The sequence below is a fragment of the Streptosporangium sp. NPDC003464 genome, assembly GCF_053588315.1.
This window is the reverse complement of the sequence record NZ_JBSFPS010000045.1, coordinates 24,698-44,635: the sequence shown is the minus strand read 5'-3', so window position 1 is coordinate 44,635 and position 19,938 is coordinate 24,698. Positions and strand designations below refer to the sequence as shown.

The window sequence follows — 19,938 nt, the reverse complement described above, 5'->3', positions numbered from 1 at the left end:
CCGACGGGTCGAGCAGGAGCGAAAGCTGGGACTAGTGATCCGGCGGTGGCTTGTGGAAGCGCCGTGCCCAGAACGCCTCGGCGCCGTCGGCCGGGGGACGCTCGCCGTACGGCACGGCCAGCGGGGGCAGCGCGGCCCGCGAGAAGTAGGCGTCGGCCAGGTCGTGGAGCAGGAGGTCCTTGGAGCCGCCGTCGAACACCCGGCCGTGCGCCGTGAAGATCAGCCGGCTGCTCCGGCGTCCCAGCGTGACCAGCGTGAACCGGGCGAGCGGGCCCTGGTCCAGGTCGAACGGGCGGGTGACCTCGGCGGCGGCGACCTCCGGATAGCGCCGGTCGGACGTCTCGGTCCGGGCGACCCGGACCGGGCCGAGGACCGGGTGCCGCGCGGCGACGGCGGCGCACGCGCCGAGGAGCGCCGGGACGTCCAGGGGGCCGTTCAGGTGGAGCACCAGCGGGATCCCCCGCCGGTCGAAAGAGGCGTGCGACATCCTGTCCGTCTCCCTCGTGGGTGACTTCTCTTCGGGCAGGTGACGGGGGGCATGGGTCACCCCGGACAGACATTTATTAGGAAAGTTTCCTGTCTATTTACGCAACCCGAATGGTACACATGTGGTACGTCTGAAACAAGCGACTCGTGATGAACCGAGCTGGAGGCATTTGATGATCGTTCGCGGCGGGCCGGCGGGCATGAGCCCCGAGCTGGCCGGGCTTGCCGACACCGTCCTGCAACCCGGGTTCGTGGGGGTGGAGGTGCCCGACTGGCTGCGCAGGCGCCTGGCCGAAGGGCTCGGCGGGGTCGCGCTCTACTCCCGGAACATCGTGGACGGCGCGCAGGTCAGAGCGCTGACCGCGGCCCTGCGGGCGGAGAACCCGGACGTGGTGATCGCCACCGACGAGGAGGCGGGCGACGTCACCCGGCTGGAGGCGCTCACCGGCAGCTCCCGGCCGGGCAACCTCGCGCTCGGCGCGGTGGACGACGCCGAGCTGACCGAGGAGGTCGCCCGCGGGATCGGCCACGACATGGCCGAGGCCGGCATCACCCTGAACTACGCCCCCGTGGTCGACGTCAACTCCGACCTGGACAACCCCGTCGTCGGCACCCGCGCGTTCGGCTCCGACCCCTGGCTGGTGGCCCGGCACGCCCGCGCCTGGGTCACCGGCCTGCAGTCGGCCGGGGTGGCCGCCTGCGCCAAGCACTTCCCCGGCCACGGGGCCACCGCCGTGGACTCCCACAACGACCTGCCGACCGTGTCCTACTCCGCCGAGGAGCTCGCCGCCACGACGCTCCCGCCGTACCGGGCCGCCATCGAGGCCGGCGTCCAGGCCGTGATGACCGGCCACCTGCTCGTCCCCGCCTACGACCCCGCCGCCCCCGCCACGATGAGCAGCCGCCTCCTCGTCGGGCTGCTGCGCGAGGAGCTCGGCTTCGACGGCCTGATCGTGACCGACGGCGTGGAGATGCCCTCGGTCGCCGAGCGGTACGGCGTGACCGGCGCGGCCGTCCGCGCCCTGGCCGCCGGGGCCGACGCCGTCTGCGTGGGCGGCGAGCGCAAGGGCGCCGGCGTGGTCGGGTTCATGCGCAACGCCATCGTGAACGCCGTGATCGACGGCACCCTCCCCGAGGAGCGTCTGGCCGAGGCCGCCGCCCGGGTGCGCCGCCTGGCGGCCTGGTCGGCCGGGCAGCGCCGGGCCGCCTGGGCGACGGGCCGGCCGGCGCCGGCCCCGGCCGGTCTCGCGGCGGCCCGGCGCGCCCTCCGGGTCCACGGCGAGGGCCTGCCGCTGACCTCGGCGCCACAGGTGATCGAGTTCGTGTCGGAGACGAACATCGCCATCGACCGGGCCACCCCCTGGGGCGTCGCCGCCCCGCTGGCCGCGCTGCTCCCCGGGACGAGCGCCGTACGGCTCGGCGCCGAGGACCCGGACCCGCCGCTGACCGGCGGACGCCCGCTGGTGGTCGTGGTGCGGGACGCCCACCGGCACGCCTGGGTCTCGGCCCGGCTCGACGCGCTGCTGTCCCGGCGGCCCGACGCGGTCGTGGTGGAGATGGGCCTGCCGGGCCCCGCGACGCCCGGCGGCACGCACATCACCACCTACGGCGCGACGAGCGCGTGCGGCCAGGCGGCGGCCGAACTCCTGGCCGGCCACCCCGCCGGGGTCCCCGCGGGCACGCACTGACCCGGCCGCCCCGCCGGGATCCTCGCGGACCGCGCCGGAGCGGCCGGGTCACCTCCCGACGGACCCCGCGGCCCCGTGGGCCCGGCCGCCGCTCCAGGGAGCCCCCGCCGGACCGTGCCGAGACGGCCCGATCACCCGGCGGACCCCGCGGACCCGCGCCGGAGCGGCCGGATCACCTCTCGACGGCCCACACCAGCTCGTGCTGGAGCGGCCCGGGCACGGCGAGGAACTCCCCGTAGTCACAGGCGAGCGGCGCGAGCTGGGAGGCGTAGGCCAGCACGGCGCGCCGTTTGACCGTCCACTCGGCCCCCTCCAGCCGGATCCGCAGCACGGGGCGGATCCGGTGCCGCTCCGCGAGGGCCCGGACCGGCGGTGTGGCGGCCAGTGCCCGATCCGCCGAGGCGGTGCCCCACTCACGCGCCGCGGCGGCGTACGGAAGGTCGGCGTAGACCCACGGCTCCTGGACGCCGGCCTGCCACAGCGCCTCGAGCGCCTGGTCCCGGACCGCCTCGTGGTCGACGTTACCGATCCCCATCGGGACCAGCACCCGCGTATCCGGCGTGACGTGCGCGGCGAGGAAGTCCTCCAGCTCCCGCAGCCGGAGCCCGGCCGCCGGGACGTCGGGATGGGCCAGCGCCACCTGGTCCGCCCCGAGGATCTCGCACGCGCGGGCGTCCTCCGCCCGCCGCTCCCGCGCCGTCTCCTCGGCGGAGGCGAACCCGCACAGCCGGTCCCATGCCGAGACCTGCCCGCCCGGCACCCCGCCCAGCGCCGTGACGATCACCGCCGGTCCCCCGTCCCGCGCGAGCACTCCCGCCACCGACAGGGCCGCGTCGTCGAAGTGCGGCGAGACCACGACCGTCCGCCGGCTCACCCCGCGGCCCCGGCCCTGGTCAGCACGAGCCCGCGGCTGCCCCGTTTACGCAGGTAGGCCAGGCCGTCGCAGACGGACTCCAGCGTCGGCGGGGCGAGTTCGAGGCGTTCGGCCACCCGCCAGACCGACTGCCCGCGGAGCCACGGCCAGACCAGGTCGTTGAGCCGGCCGCTCTCCAGGGCGATGAGGACGCGGTCGGTCGGCAGGGCGTCGAGCAGCGCCAGGTCCTGGTCGTAGTAGAGCATCTCGATCAGCAGGTACGCCGCCGCCGGGCGGTCCCGGCGGGCGGCCAGGTCCTCCAGGCTGTCCGGCGACACCTCCACCCTGGGCCACCCCTCCACCCCGGGCCACCCCGCCACCCCGGGGACAGCCCCCGCCATATCCGGGGAACCCACACCCCCCTCCGCAGGCCCCGCCGTACCCGGGGAGCCCGCGCCCGCCTCCACCCGCCCTGCCGTACCCGGAGCGGAGCCCGCGCCCGCCTCCCCCCATCCGGCCGTACCGGTACCGGAGCCCGCGTCGGCCTCGATCGGCCCTGCCGTACCCGGGAAGCCCGCGCCCGCCTCCACACCGGTACCGGAGCCTGTTCCCGTCCTCATCCGCCCGGCCAGCCGGGCCCGGAACCCGGCGTTGGGCTCGGTGGCGTGGACCGCGTAGCCCTTGCCGGCCAGCCGCCGGGTCAGCTCGCCCTCGCAGGCCCCCACCTCCACGATCGGCCCGTCGTCCGGCGAGCACCACCGGGTGACCCAGGCCGCCGTCGCGTCGAGCCGGTCGGCCTCGTACGCCGACCGGCCGAACTCCCACGGGTCGTCGGCCACCGCGGCGTCGTCACCCAGGCTGGAGATCAGCGCGTACAGCCGGTTGGCCTGCGTCACGTCGGCGGCGAAGAAGCGCTCGACCACCGGGACCCGGTCGGTGGTGACGAGCCGGTCGGCCACCCTGCTGCGCAGCAGCTCCCCGGCGTGCCGGTTGATGAAGTCGATCTTGATGTCGGCCTCGGCCCCGGTGAGCGCGGCCACCTCGCCGGGGACCGTCTGCAGGAACGGGTTGTCCCCGACGGAATACGTCACGGTCAGGCCGGGGACGGCGCGGGAGACGGTCCAGCCGAACCGGGCCCGGCGGATCCGGTGGTCGGCCGGCGAGTGGGTCCAGACCTCGGCGGGCGGCCCGTCCAGCCAGCCGGCCACCTCCTCCGGGGACGGCAGCGCGGCGGTGTTGCCGCCGGGCTCGACGAGGGGGGCCAGCAGCCGCAACCGCTCCCGTGGGGACAGCCCCGCCGGCAGGGTCACCCCGGCCCCCGACTGCCCGACGATCACCCGGATGTCCCGATCGGCATGGCGCCTCAGGACGGAAACGAACTCGAGAGCGACGTCCTCGGCATGCAGCACGGCGATGACGACTGCCATAGATCCCCGATCCCTGATCACAGAAGGATGTCTTTTCCATGACATTTCCGCGCCAGCATAGACGATCTTCCCGGCACCGCAACGGGTACGGACCGAGAAGGATCGCCTGTCTCATCGGGCCCTCAGGACGCGAAGATCTCCTCCCGCGCCTGCTCCAGAGCGGCGAGGACGGCGCCGCGCAGCACCGGGTTCCCCTCCACCTCGCTGGCCACCACCTGCGGGCGGACCGGGCAGATCCGGGCCACCGCCTCCTCTATCCGGGAGGTCAGCGCACCTCCGCCCGCCTGGCTGACCTCTCCGGCCAGCACCACGAGCCCGGGGTCGAGCACGACCGAGACCGAGGCCACGCCCAGCGCCAGCCGTCCGGCGATCTCATCCAGCAGGGGCTCTCCCCGCTCCCCCGCCGCGACGGCCGCCGCCACGCACTCGGCGGCGCTGCCCCCCTCGAAACCGTGGGTGGCGGCGAGCTCGGCCACCGCCTCCGCGCTGACCAGCGACTGCAGACCGCCCGCCAGCGACGGCAGCCGGCCGGGCACCGCCCGCACGTCGGCGGCCAGCGGCACGCCGGGCACCGGGAGGTAGCCGATCTCGCCCGCGCTGCCGGACCGGCCGCGGTGCAGCCGGCCGCCGAGCACGACGCCGAGGCCGATGCCGCGGCCCACCCAGAGCAGCACGAAGTCGTCGACGCCGCGCGCCGCGCCCAGGGTGCGCTCGGCGACGGCGACGAGGTTCACGTCGTTTTCGATCTTGATGTCGCGGCGCAGGTCACGGGCGAGCGCCTCGTGGATGCCCTCGTGCCAGCCCGGCAGGTCGAAGGAGAAGCGCACGTCCCCGGTCCGGGGGTCGACCACGCCCGGGGTGCCGATGACGACCGCCCGCAGCTTGGAGAGCGCGACCTTGGCCGACCGGCACGCCTTGACGACCGCGCTGTGCACCAGGGCGACCGGATCGTCGTGTCCGTTCGGCGCGACCGTCACCTCAGCGACGATCTCACCGTGGATATCCGCGATGGCGGTGGTGACGAATTCCGGGCCGACGTCCAGTCCCGCGACATAGGCAGAGGACGGGATAATTCCATAAAGCGCCGCATTCGGCCCTCGCCCGCCGGCCTGTTCTCCAGCCACCTCGACCAGACCGCGCTCCTCCAGGCGGGCGAGCGTCTGCGACGCCGTCACCTTGGAAAGGCCGGTGAGCTCCCCGATCTGGCCCCGCGTCAGCGGCCCCGAGTCAAGCAACAGCTCCAGGGCGGCCCGGTCGTTGATCTCCCTCAATAGCCTGGGCACGCCAGGACGTCGCTCCATATGCATGCTCTCTTGTTCGCCGTTTCCCCGTCGCTTTTACATTCAGCCAAGAATAGCGGTTCTATTCATTAATAAAGCTTCCTGATAGTTTAGCCCCATAGGGGTCTCCCGGGGGCCCCGGGTGCCCGCGGCGCGCCGCGCCCCTCCCCGCCGCACTCTCGTCCCCGCCACCCTCCACCCGGATCCGGCGGGCGATCTCCGCCCGGATCCCCGCAGGCGCCGGGAAATCGAGGCTTGCGACGCCCGCCCGTCGCGTGGAACACTCCCGGAAACGGTAAAGGTTCTTTTCAGTTAAAGCCCTTCCGCGTGTGCGAGGCAGGTCTCGACATGGACACCATCATCAGGATCGCCGCCGACTACGCGGGGCGACCGACCCGGAGCGGACCCGTCACCATGGGGCAGGCCAACATGGCGCGCTGCGTGCTCCGCGACCCGCCGCTGCACATGAACTTCCGCGTCACCAAGCACCTCCCGGCGCAGACGACCTTCGCCACCGTCTCCGAGGCGGTCGGCCGGCTGCTCTCCCGGCACGAGAGCCTCCGGGCCACCATCCACGCCGGCGTCCAGAACGTGCCCGGTACGGGTGTCTGCCCCATCGAGGTGCACGGCGCCGGGGCGGGCGCCACCGAGCACGACCTGGACGGGCTCGCCGAGGAGGTCGGCCTGCGGATGCAGGGCACCCGCTTCGACGTGGAGGCCGAGCTCCCCATCCGGATCGCCGTGATCACCGAACGGGACGCGCCCCGCCGGGTGGTCTTCGTCCTGCCCCACACCTCGGTGGACGCGATCGGCCTGGCCACCGTCATGCGCGAGTGGGAGCGCCTGATCCGGGGCGACACCGTGCCCACCCCGTGCCCGACGCAGCCGCTCGACCTGGCGGCGGCCGAGGCCACCCCGCTCGCCCAGCGCCGCAGCACGGCGGCGCTACGGCACTGGGAGACCCAGCTCAGAAGGGCGCCGCAGGCCATGTTCGCGGTCCGCGAGGCGGCCGACACCGGCGCGATCCGGCCGCGGCTCAGGGTCCGTTCGGCCGTGGCGGGCAGAGCGCTGGGCGCCGTCGCGAGCCGCACCGGGGCGAGCCGCTCGGTGGTGACGCTCGCCGCGCTGGGCGTGCTGATCGGCCTGCGCAGCGCGCAGCGGACCTGCGTGATCGCCTCGCTGTCGAGCAACCGGGTCCGCCCCGAGCTGCGCGACTACGTCGGACCACTGGCCCAGGACGCGCTGATGGCCACCGACCTCGACGTCCCCACCTTCGACGACGCGGTCCGCCGCTTCCGCACCGCCTCCCTGGCCGGATACCAGCACAGCCGGTTCGACTCCACCGCTCTCTGGGAGGTCATCGAGGCCGTCAATGCCGAGCGGGGGGTGAACTTCGCCCGCGACTGCGTCTTCAACGACATGAGCGGCGTCGCCGTGGCCGGCCGGGAGGCTCCGCCCGCCACCGACATCGAGCACGGCTGGCTCCCCGAGGCCTCGCTCCCCGCGCATCTCGCCCTCTGGGCCAACCGGCTGGAGGAGGAGGTGGACCTGACGTTCTGGATCGATCCGCAGGTGATGTCCCGCGAGGAGGCGGAGGGTTTCGGGACCGGACTCGTCAGACTGCTGATCGAGGCGGGCGAGCGGACGATCCCCACCGTGGAGATCCCGGCCGTCTCCGGGGTCACGCCCGTCGAGCACGGCCCCGGATGGGTCCACGCCGACTCCTGCTGGGTGAGCCTCGCCGAGGTCGACCGGCTGGTCGGCGAGGCCGTCGGCGGACGGCCACACCGCGTGACCTACGGCGCCGACGGACGTCTGACCTGTCACGTCACCTCCGGGACCCCGGAGGAGATCCACGCCGCCTGCCTCGCCCTGCTGCCGGGCCGCACCTCCGCCATGACACCCCACCACTACGTCGTCCACCGGCCCGCCCCCGGGGAGAGCCCGCTGGACGGCCCCGTGGTGACCGAGGGTGACGGGCGCCGACTCGGTTCTTCCATAACCGCGCGCATAAGCAGTCAATAGCAAGCGGGATAATCGATTACATGCGTCTATCCGCTCGTGTCGACTATGCCCTGCGTGCCGCCGCCGAACTCGCCGCCGCCGGCGACGGACCAACCACTGTGGGTGAGCTGGCCAAAGAGCAGGACATGCCGCCCAAGTATCTGGAGAACATCCTCCTGCAGATGCGCCGGGCCGGCCTGGTCCGCGGCCAGCGTGGCCCCGAGGGCGGTTACGTGCTGGCCCGCCCGGCGACCGAGATCACCTTGGCCGACGTGATCCGCGCCGTGGACGGCCCGCTGGCCAACGTGCGGGGCGAGCGGCCCGAGCATGTCGACTACCGCGGCCCCGCCGAGTCCCTGCAGCAGGTGTGGATCGCGCTGCGGGCCAGCGAGCGGGCGATCCTTGAGGAGGTCACGCTCGACAGCGTGGCCACCGGCGCGCTCCCCGAGCGGGTCCGTCAGCTCGCCGCCGACCCCGCAGCCTGGGACTGAGCGGGCTCCCGTGCCCGAGGGCGACGTCGTCTACCGCGCTGCCGGACGGCTCGGCCGGGCACTCGACGGCCGGGTCCTGACCCGCTCCGACTTCCGTGTGCCGCGCCACGCCACGGCCGACCTCACCGGCCGGACCGTGCTGGAGAACGTCTCGCGCGGCAAACACCTGCTCACCCGGATCGAGGGCGGCCTGACCGTCCACACCCATCTGCGCATGGACGGGAGCTGGCAGATCTCACCCGCCGGCCGCCGCCCGCCCCCGGGCGACGTGGTCCGGCTGGTGCTCGCCAACGCCGAATGGCAGGCGGTGGGCGTACGGCTCGGCGTGGTCGACCTGGTGGCGACCGATGAGGAGCGCCGGCTCGTCGGGCATCTCGGGCCCGACCTGCTGGGACCGGACTGGGATCCGGCGGAGGCCGTGCGGCGGCTGTTAGAGAGACCGGGGACGGCCATCGGGGAGGCGCTGCTCGATCAGCGCAATCTGGCGGGGATCGGCACCATCTATCGGGCCGAGACGTTGTTCCTCGCGGGGGTCTCGCCGTGGCGGCCGGTGGGGGCGGTCGAGGATGTCGGGAGAGTGGTGACGCTCGCGCAGCGGTTGATGCACGCCAACAGGGAGCGGCCTGAACGCGTGACGACGGGCGACCTCGGCCCGGGACGGGGCAGCTGGGTATACGGCAGGGCAGGACGGCCTTGCCTGCGCTGCGGACAACGGATCAGTCGCGGGGAGATGGGTGCACAGCCGCAAGAACGGCTGATCTTCTGGTGCCGTCACTGCCAGCCGGGAGAACCGACCGGCTAAGCGGCGACCATGTCGTTGACCTCGGGGAAAACGGATTCCGGGAGGGCGCCGCCGGGCACGGTCTCGGCGATCGGCAGACGCTCCCGTTCGGGGACGTCGCCGGCAAGCACCGGGGCGTGCTGGAGCTCGGCCAGCGCGAACTGGTCGGAAACCTCACGGAGCACCTGTGAAAGCGGCACACCGAGGGCGCCGCAGATTGACGCGAGTAGCTCAGAAGATGCCTCCTTCTGGCCGCGCTCCACCTCGGACAGGTATCCAAGGGAGACACGGGCCAATGTGGACACCTCACGCAGCGTGCGGCTCTGCCGCACGCGCAGCCGCCGCAACACGTCACCGAGCAGCTGACGCAGCAGGACCATCTGTCGCTCCCTCCCCGGCGCGGGCGTCTGCACAACACTCCGCGCGATCGGTTCGTGCCGCCCGTTCTTCGAACTCGACCCTTGGTACATACTCCTCGCCGTCATCATCGCTTGACCTTTACCTCACTCACATCTCCACCGTACCTGTATCGACCAACACCGCGGCAGACCGTGATGAGCATGTTCGCTGGGGACGTAACGCGGTAATCACCCGGAATGTTCCCCCAAGTTCGTCTCGAGCACACCTTGAAGTAGGTCCACAGCCTCGTTCACCGTCGATTGCCGAATTTCCTCACGAGTCCCGTCAAGACGGAGGTCCCGGTGCCATACCCGCCCATCTGGCCCGCTAACAGCCAGATGCACGGTGCCGACCGACTTGCCGTCCTGCGGGTCGGGGCCGGCCACGCCGGTGGCGGCCAGGCCGTACGTGGAGCCGGTGAGCTCGCGCACGCCGACCGCCATCGCCGCGGCGACCCGCGGGTGCACGGCCCCCTCACGCTCCAGCAGGTCGGCGGGGACCCCCAGCAGGCGGTGCTTGAGGTCGGTGGAGTAGGAGAGGACCCCGCCCACGAAGGCCGCGGACGCCCCCGAGGGGGCGGTGAGCGCGGCGCCGATCAGCCCGGCCGTCAACGACTCGGCCACCGCCACCGTCTCGCCCCGGCGGACGAGCAGGGAGAGCACGTTGGTGGCGGCGAGCAGGCGGTGACTCATCAGGCCCGCGCCCGCTTCGCCACCTGCCGCAGTTTGACCGCGCGGACCACGTAGTCGAGCCCGGTCCCCACGGTCACGACGACCGCCGCGCCCATGACGGCCCAGCGGATCGGCTCGGGCACCTCCGGCCACATGTAGGAGACGATCGCCGCGATCTGGAGCACGGTCTTCACCTTCCCGCCGTAGCTGGCGGGGATGACGCCGTGCCTGATGACGGCGAACCGCAGGAGGGTGACGCCCAGCTCCCTGCCCAGGATCACGGCGGTGACCCACCAGGGCAGCTCGTCCAGGACCGAGAGGCTGATCAGCGCGGCGCCGATCAGCGCCTTGTCGGCGATCGGGTCGGCGATCTTCCCGAAGTCGGTGACCAGTCCGTAGCGGCGGGCCAGCTCGCCGTCGAGCAGGTCGGTGAGCGAGGCGACCAGGAAGACCACCAGGGCCGTGACCCGCCAGCCGGCCCCCGGCAGGAACAGGCAGACCACGAAGAACGGGACCATCGCCAGCCGTATCACTGTGACGACGTTGGCGATGTTCCACGCGCTCACCTTGGGGCGCGCGGCTGCCGCGGTCGCGTCAGTGCCGGTCTCTGGCGTGTTGGTCATACGCTCTCCCGGCCCGGCGGCGCGCTCATGGTGCGACCTTTATGCGGGCGATCAGGTCGACCCCCTCGGAGTCGACCACGACGGCCCGGACGATCTGGCCGGGGACCAGGCCGATGCCCTGGACCGTCACGGACCCGTCGACCTCCGGCCCCTGGTGGGCCGCGCGGCCTTCGTAGCCGCCGTCACCGAGGTCCTCCTCGATGAGGACGTCCACCTCGGTGCCGATCCGCTCCTCGGCTCGCTGGGCCATGAGCTCCTCGGCCAGCTCGGTGAGCGCGGCGACGCGGGCGTCGACGACCTCCTGCGCCAGCTTGCCGGGCAGCTCGGCCGCCTCGGTGCCCTCCTCGTCGGAGTAGCCGAAGACGCCGATCACGTCGAGCCTGGCCTCCTGGAGGAAGGACGTCAGCTCACCGAACTCCTCCTCGGTCTCGCCCGGGAAGCCCACGATGAAGTTGGAGCGCACACCCGCCTCCGGGGCGATCGCCCGGACCGCCTCCAGCAGGTCGAGGAAGCGCCTGGGGTCGCCGAAGCGGCGCATCCGGCGCAGCACCGAGCCGCTGGCGTGCTGGAAGGACAGGTCGAAGTAGGGGGCCACGCTCTCGGTCGAGGCGATCATCTCCAGCAGGCCCGGGCGGAGCTCGGCCGGCTGCAGGTAGCTGACCCGCACCCGTTCGATGCCCTCGGTCGCGGCCAGGGAGGGCAGCAGCTTCTCCAGCGCCCGCAGGTCTCCGAGGTCCTTGCCGTAGGAGGTGGAGTTCTCGCTGACCAGCACGAGCTCCTTGACGCCCTGCCCGGCCAGCCACGCGGCCTCGCCCAGGAGCTCCTCCGGAGCACGCGAGACGTAGGCGCCACGGAAGGCCGGGATGGCGCAGAACGTGCAGCGCCGGTCACAGCCGGAGGCCAGCTTCAGCGACGCCACCGGGCCGTCGGCCAGGCGCTTGCGCAGCGGCCGGGGGCCGCTGGCCGGGGCCAGCCCCTCGGGCAGCTCGCCGTGGCCGGGGATGTTGGTCTTGGGCGCGGCCGCGCGCTCGACCGGCGAGATGGGCAGCAGGGTCCTGCGGTCACGGGGACTGTGCGGGACCAGCGGCTTGCCCGCCAGTACGTCGTCCAGGCGCGTGCCGATCTGGGTGTAGTCGTCGAAGGAGATGACGGCCGACGCCTCGGGCAGCGCGTCGGCGAGCTGATCGCCATAGCGCTCGGCCATGCAGCCCGCGGCGACCACCTTGGCCCCGGAGTCGGCCGCGGCGAGCAGCGTGTCGATGGAGTCCTTTTTCGCTGAGTCGATGAAGCCGCAGGTGTTGACGACGATGACATCGGGGTCGTCGTCGCCCACCTGCCAACCGGCAGCCTCAAGACGCGCGGCGAGCTCCTCGGAGTCGACCTCGTTGCGCGCGCAGCCCAGTGTTATCAGCGATGCGGTTCGGCGGGATGACATGGTGAACACTACGGTATCGGGAGTTGGCCACCACCGATGCACCTCCCCCATCACAAGCTCGCTGCGGACCGGCCACCATCCTGTGGAGAGCGCCGCGGCGGACCGGGCCGCGGACCTAGCGCGACCGGGGCGCGGGGGCCCCGTAGGAGCGGGTGAGGACCTGTCCGGAAGGGCCGGGAGTGCCGAGGTTCTTCCCGTTCACCCGCAGGAGGAAGGCTCCGCCGTCGCCGAAGGTGACCTTCACCCCCTTCTTCGCCTTCCAGACGGAGGTTTTACCCGCCTCCAGCATGCCGGAGAAGAGTTTGCGGCCGCCCGCCTCCGTCACGTCGATCCAGGACGAACGCTCCGCCCTGACCTGGAAGACGACCACCTCGCCCTTCTTGCCGGTCGCCAGCGACGCCGCCTGGCGCGACGGGCTGGGCGCGGCCGACGCGGCCGGCGGCGGCACGGCCGGCACCGCGGCCGGACGGACCTCAGCCGTGGGTGTTTCCTGGCCGCCCATCATCTTCACCACGCCGAACACCACGACGATGGCCAGCGCGACCGCCATCGCGGTCGTCCAGTTGGGCGAACGGCTCTCGCGGATCTTGATGGGCGTGTCGGCCTGGAAGACGCTGGCCGCCCGCACCGGCAGCGGCACGCCCCCGTGCAGCTCGTCGTATCTGTGCACCATGGTCTCCGGATCGAGCCCGATGACCTTGGCGATGTTGCGGACGTGTCCGCGCGCGTAGAAGTCTCCCCCGCACTGGGAGAAGTCATCCCGTTCGATCGCGTGGATCAGCGCCTCGCGAACGCGCGTGCGCGCGCTCAACTGTCCGACGGTCAGACCCGCCGCCCGACGCGCCTCTGCCAGATCGCTGCCAATGCTCATAGCGCACGCCCCCCAGCCCCCGACGTTGCGTAGTGGGTCCTATTCAACCAGTAATCGAAAGGGGCTCGTGCGGTGGGGGTCGTTCTCCGCGCAGGTCAGTCGTGGTGGGGGTCATTCTCCGCCGCGCAGGTCGGCGAGGAGGCCGGGGAGCTCGTCGGGTTTGACCATCACCTCCCGGGCCTTCGACCCCTCGCTCGGCCCCACCACGTTCCGGCTCTCCAGCAGGTCCATCAGGCGGCCCGCCTTGGCGAAGCCCACCCGCAGCTTGCGCTGGAGCATCGAGGTCGAGCCGAACTGGGTGGTCACGATCAGCTCGGCCGCCTGGACCAGCAGGTCGAGGTCGTCGCCGATGTCCTCGTCGATCTCCTTCTTGGCGGTCGCCGCGGCGGCCACGTCGTCGCGGTATTCGACCTGCATCTGGGCCTTGCAGTGGGCGACGACCTCGGTGATCTCCTTCTCGGAGACGAAGGCGTTCTGCAGCCGCATGGGCTTGCTGGCGCCCATCGGCAGGAACAGCGCGTCACCCTGGCCGACCAGCTTCTCCGCGCCCGGCTGGTCGAGGATGACCCGGCTGTCGGCGAGGCTGGAGGTGGCGAAGGCGAGCCGGGAGGGGACGTTGGCCTTGATCAGGCCGGTGACGACGTCCACCGACGGGCGCTGGGTGGCGATCACCAGGTGGATGCCGGCGGCGCGGGCGAGCTGGGTGATGCGGACGATGGAGTCCTCGACGTCGCGCGGGGCGACCATCATCAGGTCGGCGAGCTCGTCGACGATGACCAGCAGGTAGGGGTAGGGCTGGTAGACCCGCTCGCTGCCCGGCGGCGGCACGAGCTTGCCGGCGCGCACCGCCTTGTTGAAGTCGTCGACGTGCCGGAACCCGCTGGCGGCCAGGTCGTCGTAGCGGCGGTCCATCTCGCCCACCACCCACTCCAGGGCCTCGGCGGCCTTCTTGGGGTTGGTGATGATCGGCGTGATGAGGTGCGGGATGCCCTCGTAGACGCTGAGCTCGACCCGTTTGGGGTCGACCAGCACCATGCGGACCTCGTCCGGGGTGGCGCGCATCAGGATCGAGGAGATGAGGCCGTTGACGCAGACCGACTTGCCGGCGCCGGTGGCGCCCGCGATGAGCAGGTGCGGCATCTTGGCGAGGTTGGCCACGATCGTGCGGCCCTCGACGTCCTTGCCGAGGCCGACGATCATGGGGTGCTGGTCGGCCTGGGCCACCTGGGAGCGCAGGATGTCGCCCAGCGACACGAGGTCCTTGTCGGTGTTGGGGATCTCGACGCCGATGGCCGACTTGCCGGGGATCGGGCTCAGGATGCGCACGTCCGCGGACTTGACCGTGTAGGCGATGTTCTTGGTGAGCGCGGTGACCTTCTCGACCTTGACGGCCGGGCCGAGTTCGATCTCGTAGCGCGTCACCGTCGGCCCGCGGGTGAAACCGATCACCTGGGCGTCGATGGAGAACTGCTCCAGCACGCTGGTCAGCGCGTTGACCACGACGGTGTTGGCCTTGGTCTGCGGCTTGGGCGCGCTGCCCGGGCGCAGCAGCTGCGAGTCGGGCAGCGTGTAGGGACCGGCCTGCGGTGACAGGACGAGCTGCTCCACCTTGCGCGGCGCCGGGCTCGGCTCGGGCGGCTCGGACCTGCGGGCCGGAGCCTCCTCGTCCTCCCCCACCAGCCCCGGCACGATCTCCGGGGAGTGGTCGGCGGGCTCGGGGGGCTCGGCCGGCCGCCTGCCCTGCGGTTCGGTGACGACCGGGGTGTCGTACGGCTTGACGTTGTCGCCGACCTCCGGCCCCTCCTCCGGCTTCTTGCGCGCGGTCCGCTTGCGGGGCTCGCGGGGCTTGGCCGGGAGGTCGCGGTTGAAGAGCATGTGCTTGATCTCGGCCAGCCGCTCCGGGATCCGGTGCACCGGGGTGGCGGTGATGACCAGGACGCCGAAGCCGGACAGGATCAGCATCAGCGGGATGGTGACGAAAGCGGGCAGGATGCTCGCCGGAGGCGCCGAGACGACGAAGCCGATCATGCCGCCGGCGGCCGACACCTTGTCCATGCCGTTGGGTCCGCCCCCCGAGGGGTACGGCGTGTCGTGCACGATGTGCACGACACCGAGGACGCCGACGGTGAGCGCGGACCACCCGATGCTCATCCGGCCGGTGTCGGCGTTCTGGTCCGGGTGGCGCAGCAGCCGCCAGGCCAGCAGCGCCAGCAGGATCGGGATCAGCCAGGCCAGCGATCCGAACACCCCGCGCATGACGGCGTTGACCACCGCCGAGACCGTGCCCGTGCTCTCCCGCCAGGTCATCGCGGCCAGCACGATCGCCCCGGAGAACACCGCCAGGCCGAGCCCGTCGCGGCGGTGCACCGGGTCGAGCTCCCGCGCGTTCTGTCCGAGGGCGCGCGCCGCGCTGCCGATGCCACCGGCGAGCAGCATCCAGATCCCCATGAACAGCTTGCCGATCATGGTGAAGACCCAGCCGATCGGGTCCTGGTTCGGCGTGGCGGACCTGCGGGCCGGGGCCGTCGTCCTCGCCCGCGCGGTGGAGGGCCGCCTGGCGGGGGCCGTACGGGACGGGCGGGGTCCGGACCGGCCAGCGGACCCCTTGCCAGCGGACCCCTTGGCGGGGGTCTTACCTGAGGCGCCTTTAGACGTACGGGTGGCCATGATAGTGAGGCTAACGAGACGGATGGTGGATCGCGCGGAGGCTCGCCGGGAACGGCACGGACCGCCCCCGGACCGCGTGACGGATCGACCGTCGCCACACGGTCGGGCCGTACGGCGGCGGCGGGGGTCGGACCGCCCGGCCCGGGGCGGTGGCGCAGGCGGGCTGCCGGCGGCACCGCCTCACGAGGAGCGAGCCGCCGCCCGCGGTGGGGCGGCGGCGGGCCGTGGGCGGCCGGTGGGGCCACCGTACGGCGGGAGGGTCAGACCTCGATCACCACGGGGACGATCATCGGTCGGCGGCGGTAGGTGTCGCTCACCCAGCGCCCGACGGTCCTGCGGACCACCCGGCGGATCTGCTGGACGTCCACCACCCCGTCGGCGGCCGCGTGCTCCTCCACGGCCTTCTCGATCTGCGGGATGACCTCCTCCAGCCGGTCGGGGTCGATACCCGACCCCCTGGCGTGGATCTCCGGGCCGCCGGTCAGCTTGCCGGTGGCGGTGTCGACCACGATGACGATGGAGATGAAGCCCTCCTCGCCGAGGATGCGCCGGTCCTTCAGCGCGTAGTCGGTGACGTCGCCCACCGAGGTGCCGTCCACGTAGACGTAACCGACGGGGACCGCTCCCACGACCTTCGCGCGGCCGTCGAGCAGGTCGACCACGACGCCGTCCTCGGCGATCACGATGTGGTCGTCGGGCACCCCGGACAGTGCGGCGATCTTGGCGTGCGCCCGCATGTGCCGCCACTCGCCGTGCACCGGCATGAAGTTGGACGGCCGGGTCAGGTTGAGCACGTAGAGCAGCTCGCCCGCGGCGGCGTGCCCGGAGACGTGCACCTTCGCGTTGCCCTTGTGCACCACGCGGGCGCCCCAGCGGGCCAGCCCGTTGATCACCTTGTTGACGGCGCTCTCGTTGCCGGGCACGAGCGAGGAGGCCAGCAGCACGGTGTCGCCCTCGGCGACCCTGATCGGGTGGTCGCGGTTGGCCATGCGCGACAGCGCCGCCATGGGCTCGCCCTGGGACCCGGTGCAGATCAGCACCACGTCCTCCGGCGGCCAGGTCTCGATCTCCTTGGAGTCGACGATCAGGCCCGTCGGCACCTTCAGGTAGCCGAGGTCGCGGGCGATGCCCATGTTGCGGACCATGGAGCGGCCGACCAGCGCGACCTTGCGGCCGTGCTTGTGCGCGGCGTCCATGACCTGCTGGACGCGGTGGACGTGGGAGGCGAAGCTCGCCACGATCACGCGCTTCCGCGCGGTGCGGACCACCTCGTCGATGACCGGCGCGATCTCCCGCTCGCTGGTGACGAAGCCCGGCACCTCGGCGTTCGTCGAGTCGGACATCAGCAGGTCGACGCCCTCGGCGCCGAGCCTGGCGAATCCGCCCAGGTCGGTCAGCCGCCCGTCGCTGGGCAGCTGGTCCATCCGGAAGTCGCCGGTGTGCAGCACGATGCCCGCGGGCGTGCGGACCGCGACGGCCAGCGCGTCCGGGATGGAGTGGTTGACCGCGAGGAACTCGCACTCGAAGGGCCCGAACCGGCGCCGCTCTCCCTCGACGACCTCGATCTTGGCCGGCTGGATGCGGTGCTCGGTGAGCTTGGCCTCCACCAGCGCCAGCGTCAGCTTCGACCCCACGACGGGGATGTCGGCGCGCTCGCGCAGCAGGTACGGCACGGCGCCGATGTGGTCCTCGTGCCCGTGGGTCAGCAGCACGGCCTCGACGTCGTCGAGGCGGTCCCGGATGTATTCGAAGTCGGGCAGGATCAGGTCGATGCCGGGCTGCTCGGGCTCGGGGAACAGCACCCCGCAGTCGATGATCAGCAGGCGGCCTTCGTACTCGAACACCGCCATGTTGCGGCCGATCTCACCGAGACCGCCCAGCGCGACGATGCGCAGCGCGCCTTCGGGCAGCGCCGGCGGCGGCCCGAGTTCGGGGTGGGGGTGACTCATGCGGCCACACCTCTCTCACAAGCGTCGGCGGAGCCTCTGTCCGGCAGGAATGCTCCCTCGCCGAGCACTCCGGTCTCCAGCGGACCGCTGTGTCCTCTGTCGCTCAAACTCCCGTTCCTCCCCACTGCGGCCGGTACCGGCCGCTACGTGCTTTCTCATGCCTTCTCATGACACAACCCCGTCGGACAGCTTCACGCCGCCCGCGATCAAGTCTTCTCTCAGCCGCGCGACCTGCTCTTCGGTGGCCTCCACCAACGGCAGTCGCGCCGGTCCCGCGGACCGCCCCACCAGCTTCAGCGCCGCCTTCGCCATGATCGCACCACCGGCCTGCGTCATGATCCCGGAGATCACCGGGAGCAGCCTGCGGTGGATGTCGAGCGCGCCCGAGACGTCGCCCGAGCGGTACAGCGCGATCATCGCGGCGATCTCCGCGCCGACGACGTGCCCGACGACGCTGACGCATCCGACGGCCCCGACCGACAGCCACGGCAGGTTGAGCGTGTCGTCGCCCGAGTAGAAAGCCAGGTCGGCGGCCGCCATCACCTGTGATCCGGCGAACAGGTCGGCCTTGGCGTCCTTCACCGCGACGATCCGCTCGTGGCGGGCCAGCCGCAGGAGGGTGCCGGTCTCGATCGGCACGCCGCTGCGGCCCGGGATGTCGTAGAGCATGACCGGCAGGCCGGTGGCGTCGGCCACGGCGGTGAAGTGGCGGTAGAGGCCCTCCTGCGGCGGCTTGCTGTAGTACGGCGTCACCAGCAGGAGGCCGTGGGCCCCGGCGCGTTCGGCGCCGCGGGCCAGCTCGACGCTGTGGTGGGTGTCGTTGCTGCCCGCTCCGGCCACGACGGCGGCGCGGTCGCCGACCGCCTCGACGACGGCGCGCAGGATGCGATCCTTCTCGGCGTCGGAGGTGGTCGGGGACTCGCCCGTGGTGCCGCTCACCACGAGGCCGTCGTTCCGCTGCTCGTCCACCAGGTAGGCGGCCAGGCGCTGCGCTCCCTCGTAGTCGACCGCGCCGTCATCGGTGAACGGCGTGACCATGGCGGTCAGCATGCGGCCGAAGGGTGCGTCGGAGGTTCCAGTTGGCGCTGCCATAGACCGAACGGTACCCGGATCCACCCATACGGTGGACCCCGCCACCCCGTCTAGCCTCGGTACACCGATGCACTCAAGGGTTGATATCCCCTGAGACGCCTCGTTTCACGCCGTAAAGGCGGATATAACGTGCCAAACAGCGACGCCGCTCCCCCTTCCGGCGAGCACGACCGCCGGGAGGGCAACGAGGATCACAATTTTGTCCCCATAAGGGCAAAAAAAGTAGTTACAGGATTCATGTCCGCTTCCAGTCGGCCGACACCCTCCGCGGACATGAAAGAAGCCGCCGATATGTGCTCGGGGGTACACACATCGGCGGCCTCTACCGTTGAATCGCGGGCGCTTACGCGGGTGTTACACGGTCTCTGAGATATTTTCGGGCACTTCTCCGGGCCCCCGCAAAGTTGGAGCTCCAAACCGGGGCCATTACCCTGAGTTGTCCATCGAATACGACAGGATGGGACGACGCCTGTCGAACCCAGGGATGGACACGTGGCAACCTCCGATCCGGTCTACCTGCGCGTCGTCGCCGACATCCGCCGTCAGATCGTCGACGGCTCCCTCTCCCCCGGCGCGCCGATCCCCTCCCGCGCCCAGCTCACCCGCAAGTACGGCGTGGGCGAGACCGCCGCCCGCCACGCGCTGCGCGTGCTCGCCGCCGAAGGGCTGGTCGTCGGCCGGGTCGGCTCCGGCCACTACGTCCGGGCCCAGCCCGTGCTGCTCCCGCTGCACCGCTGGCGCCTGCCCGACCACCACTCCCCCTTCGGCGCCGAGATCCAGTCGCAGGGTCCCCGCGCCTCCTGGGAGCGGCGGGCCGAGCCCGCGGAGGCCACCCCGGAGATCGCCCAGCGCCTGCGCCTGGACGACTCCGCCCCGGTGACCCGCACCCGCCACGTCTTCCGGGGCGACGGCAGACCGGTCCAGCTCGCCACCTCCTACGAGCCCGTCGAGTTCAGCGAGCCCGCCGCCGAGGAGCACCCCCGCGGCCTGATCGCCCGGCTGTCCGCGCTCGGCGTCAAGATCACCGAAATAGTGGAGGAGGTCTACACACGCGTCCCCCAGCCCACCGAGAGTGACGCCCTCGCCCTGCCGACCGGCGTCCACGTCCTCCACGTCGAACGCACCCACTGGGCCGGCGACCGCCCGGTCGAGACCAGCGACATCGTCATCCCCGGCGACCGCTTCCGTCTGGTCTACGCCCACTCCCCGCAGCCCTAGGAG

The 19,938-nt window shown here is 72.0% G+C and carries 17 protein-coding genes; 5 read left to right on the top strand and 12 right to left on the bottom strand.

The genetic code is table 11. The features are described from left to right. Positions 1-31: 31 nt before the first annotated feature. On the bottom strand, positions 32-487 hold the full coding sequence (locus ACWDS7_RS13115; protein ID WP_451929447.1) for a condensation domain-containing protein: 456 nt from the start codon (positions 485-487) through the stop codon (positions 32-34). Positions 488-659: 172 nt separating this feature from the next. Here ACWDS7_RS13115 and ACWDS7_RS13110 point away from each other — a divergent pair, with 172 nt between their 5' ends. Beyond that, on the top strand, positions 660-2,174 hold the full coding sequence (locus ACWDS7_RS13110) for a glycoside hydrolase family 3 N-terminal domain-containing protein (RefSeq protein ID WP_451929446.1): 1,515 nt from the start codon (positions 660-662) through the stop codon (positions 2,172-2,174). Positions 2,175-2,346: 172 nt separating this feature from the next. On the opposite strand, the gene ACWDS7_RS13105 is transcribed toward ACWDS7_RS13110, so the two are convergent. The 3 genes from ACWDS7_RS13105 to ACWDS7_RS13095 form a co-directional block, all read right to left on the bottom strand. Further along, positions 2,347-3,048, bottom strand: coding sequence for a PIG-L deacetylase family protein (locus ACWDS7_RS13105; RefSeq protein WP_451929445.1), 702 nt, complete (start codon positions 3,046-3,048; stop codon positions 2,347-2,349). Then, a complete protein-coding gene (locus ACWDS7_RS13100) occupies positions 3,045-4,454 on the bottom strand; it encodes a hypothetical protein (RefSeq protein WP_451929444.1) in 1,410 nt (469 codons plus the stop codon). Before ACWDS7_RS13100 ends, ACWDS7_RS13105 begins: the two co-directional genes overlap by 4 nt. 122 nt (positions 4,455-4,576) lie before the next feature. Further along, positions 4,577-5,755 carry an ROK family transcriptional regulator gene (locus tag ACWDS7_RS13095; protein WP_306856990.1) on the bottom strand — a complete coding sequence of 393 codons (1,179 nt, stop codon included), beginning with the start codon at positions 5,753-5,755 and terminating at the stop codon, positions 4,577-4,579. Positions 5,756-6,082: 327 nt separating this feature from the next. On the opposite strand from ACWDS7_RS13095, the gene ACWDS7_RS13090 reads away from it, so the two are divergent. From ACWDS7_RS13090 to ACWDS7_RS13080, 3 genes are read left to right on the top strand one after another with little or no spacing between them, the layout of a single operon-like run. After that, positions 6,083-7,759, top strand: a complete 1,677-nt coding sequence (locus tag ACWDS7_RS13090; protein WP_451929443.1) for a condensation domain-containing protein — start codon at positions 6,083-6,085, stop codon at positions 7,757-7,759. Between the two features lie 20 nt (positions 7,760-7,779). Beyond that, the gene (locus ACWDS7_RS13085; protein WP_306856987.1) at positions 7,780-8,229 is read left to right on the top strand and encodes an RrF2 family transcriptional regulator; all 450 of its coding nucleotides are present in this window, start codon (positions 7,780-7,782) and stop codon (positions 8,227-8,229) included. A 10-nt stretch (positions 8,230-8,239) separates the two neighbouring features. Next, positions 8,240-9,031, top strand: coding sequence for an Fpg/Nei family DNA glycosylase (locus ACWDS7_RS13080; protein ID WP_451929442.1), 792 nt, complete (start codon positions 8,240-8,242; stop codon positions 9,029-9,031). Here ACWDS7_RS13080 and ACWDS7_RS13075 read toward each other — a convergent pair. The 8 genes from ACWDS7_RS13075 to dapA all read right to left on the bottom strand — a co-directional run bounded on the left by ACWDS7_RS13075 (position 9,028) and on the right by dapA (position 18,717). Continuing rightward, positions 9,028-9,390, bottom strand: coding sequence for a helix-turn-helix domain-containing protein (locus ACWDS7_RS13075; protein WP_306856984.1), 363 nt, complete (start codon positions 9,388-9,390; stop codon positions 9,028-9,030). The two genes, ACWDS7_RS13080 and ACWDS7_RS13075, sit on opposite strands and share 4 nt — an antisense overlap. A 207-nt stretch (positions 9,391-9,597) precedes the next feature. Beyond that, a complete protein-coding gene (locus ACWDS7_RS13070; RefSeq protein ID WP_451929441.1) occupies positions 9,598-10,101 on the bottom strand; it encodes a CinA family protein in 504 nt (167 codons plus the stop codon). Next, positions 10,101-10,703, bottom strand: coding sequence for a CDP-diacylglycerol--glycerol-3-phosphate 3-phosphatidyltransferase (gene pgsA, locus ACWDS7_RS13065; protein WP_306856982.1), 603 nt, complete (start codon positions 10,701-10,703; stop codon positions 10,101-10,103). The genes ACWDS7_RS13070 and pgsA overlap by 1 nt, the downstream gene beginning before the upstream one ends. A gap of 25 nt (positions 10,704-10,728) precedes the next feature. Next, positions 10,729-12,138, bottom strand: coding sequence for a 30S ribosomal protein S12 methylthiotransferase RimO (gene rimO, locus ACWDS7_RS13060; RefSeq protein WP_306856980.1), 1,410 nt, complete (start codon positions 12,136-12,138; stop codon positions 10,729-10,731). A 115-nt stretch (positions 12,139-12,253) separates the two neighbouring features. Continuing rightward, positions 12,254-13,009, bottom strand: coding sequence for a helix-turn-helix domain-containing protein (locus ACWDS7_RS13055; RefSeq protein ID WP_451929440.1), 756 nt, complete (start codon positions 13,007-13,009; stop codon positions 12,254-12,256). 111 nt (positions 13,010-13,120) lie between these two features. Then, positions 13,121-15,676 (bottom strand): DNA translocase FtsK, encoded by a 2,556-nt coding sequence (locus ACWDS7_RS13050; RefSeq protein ID WP_451929439.1) that lies wholly within the window; start codon positions 15,674-15,676, stop codon positions 13,121-13,123. A 260-nt stretch (positions 15,677-15,936) separates the two neighbouring features. Further along, on the bottom strand, positions 15,937-17,625 hold the full coding sequence (locus tag ACWDS7_RS13045) for a ribonuclease J (RefSeq protein ID WP_451929438.1): 1,689 nt from the start codon (positions 17,623-17,625) through the stop codon (positions 15,937-15,939). A gap of 165 nt (positions 17,626-17,790) precedes the next feature. Continuing rightward, complete coding sequence (gene dapA / locus ACWDS7_RS13040; RefSeq protein WP_451929437.1) at positions 17,791-18,717, bottom strand: 4-hydroxy-tetrahydrodipicolinate synthase; 927 nt, start codon at positions 18,715-18,717, stop codon at positions 17,791-17,793. Positions 18,718-19,209: 492 nt separating this feature from the next. Between dapA and ACWDS7_RS13035 the strand changes: the two genes are divergently transcribed. Beyond that, complete coding sequence (locus ACWDS7_RS13035; protein WP_306856974.1) at positions 19,210-19,935, top strand: GntR family transcriptional regulator; 726 nt, start codon at positions 19,210-19,212, stop codon at positions 19,933-19,935. Positions 19,936-19,938 lie beyond the last annotated feature (3 nt).

Excerpts from the sequence above, each read along its gene's own strand:
- pgsA (WP_306856982.1), bottom strand. The coding sequence starts at position 10,703 with ATGACCAACACGCCAGAGACCGGCACTGACGCGACCGCGGCAGCCGCG.
- dapA (WP_451929437.1), bottom strand. The coding sequence starts at position 18,717 with ATGGCAGCGCCAACTGGAACCTCCGACGCACCCTTCGGCCGCATGCTG.
- ACWDS7_RS13075 (WP_306856984.1), bottom strand. The coding sequence starts at position 9,390 with ATGGTCCTGCTGCGTCAGCTGCTCGGTGACGTGTTGCGGCGGCTGCGC.
- ACWDS7_RS13070 (WP_451929441.1), bottom strand. The coding sequence starts at position 10,101 with ATGAGTCACCGCCTGCTCGCCGCCACCAACGTGCTCTCCCTGCTCGTC.
- ACWDS7_RS13095 (WP_306856990.1), bottom strand. The coding sequence starts at position 5,755 with ATGGAGCGACGTCCTGGCGTGCCCAGGCTATTGAGGGAGATCAACGAC.
- ACWDS7_RS13110 (WP_451929446.1), top strand. The coding sequence starts at position 660 with ATGATCGTTCGCGGCGGGCCGGCGGGCATGAGCCCCGAGCTGGCCGGG.
- ACWDS7_RS13090 (WP_451929443.1), top strand. The coding sequence starts at position 6,083 with ATGGACACCATCATCAGGATCGCCGCCGACTACGCGGGGCGACCGACC.
- rimO (WP_306856980.1), bottom strand. The coding sequence starts at position 12,138 with ATGTCATCCCGCCGAACCGCATCGCTGATAACACTGGGCTGCGCGCGC.
- ACWDS7_RS13045 (WP_451929438.1), bottom strand. The coding sequence starts at position 17,625 with ATGAGTCACCCCCACCCCGAACTCGGGCCGCCGCCGGCGCTGCCCGAA.
- ACWDS7_RS13055 (WP_451929440.1), bottom strand. The coding sequence starts at position 13,009 with ATGAGCATTGGCAGCGATCTGGCAGAGGCGCGTCGGGCGGCGGGTCTG.
- ACWDS7_RS13085 (WP_306856987.1), top strand. The coding sequence starts at position 7,780 with ATGCGTCTATCCGCTCGTGTCGACTATGCCCTGCGTGCCGCCGCCGAA.
- ACWDS7_RS13050 (WP_451929439.1), bottom strand. The coding sequence starts at position 15,676 with ATGGCCACCCGTACGTCTAAAGGCGCCTCAGGTAAGACCCCCGCCAAG.
- ACWDS7_RS13115 (WP_451929447.1), bottom strand. The coding sequence starts at position 487 with ATGTCGCACGCCTCTTTCGACCGGCGGGGGATCCCGCTGGTGCTCCAC.
- ACWDS7_RS13100 (WP_451929444.1), bottom strand. The coding sequence starts at position 4,454 with ATGGCAGTCGTCATCGCCGTGCTGCATGCCGAGGACGTCGCTCTCGAG.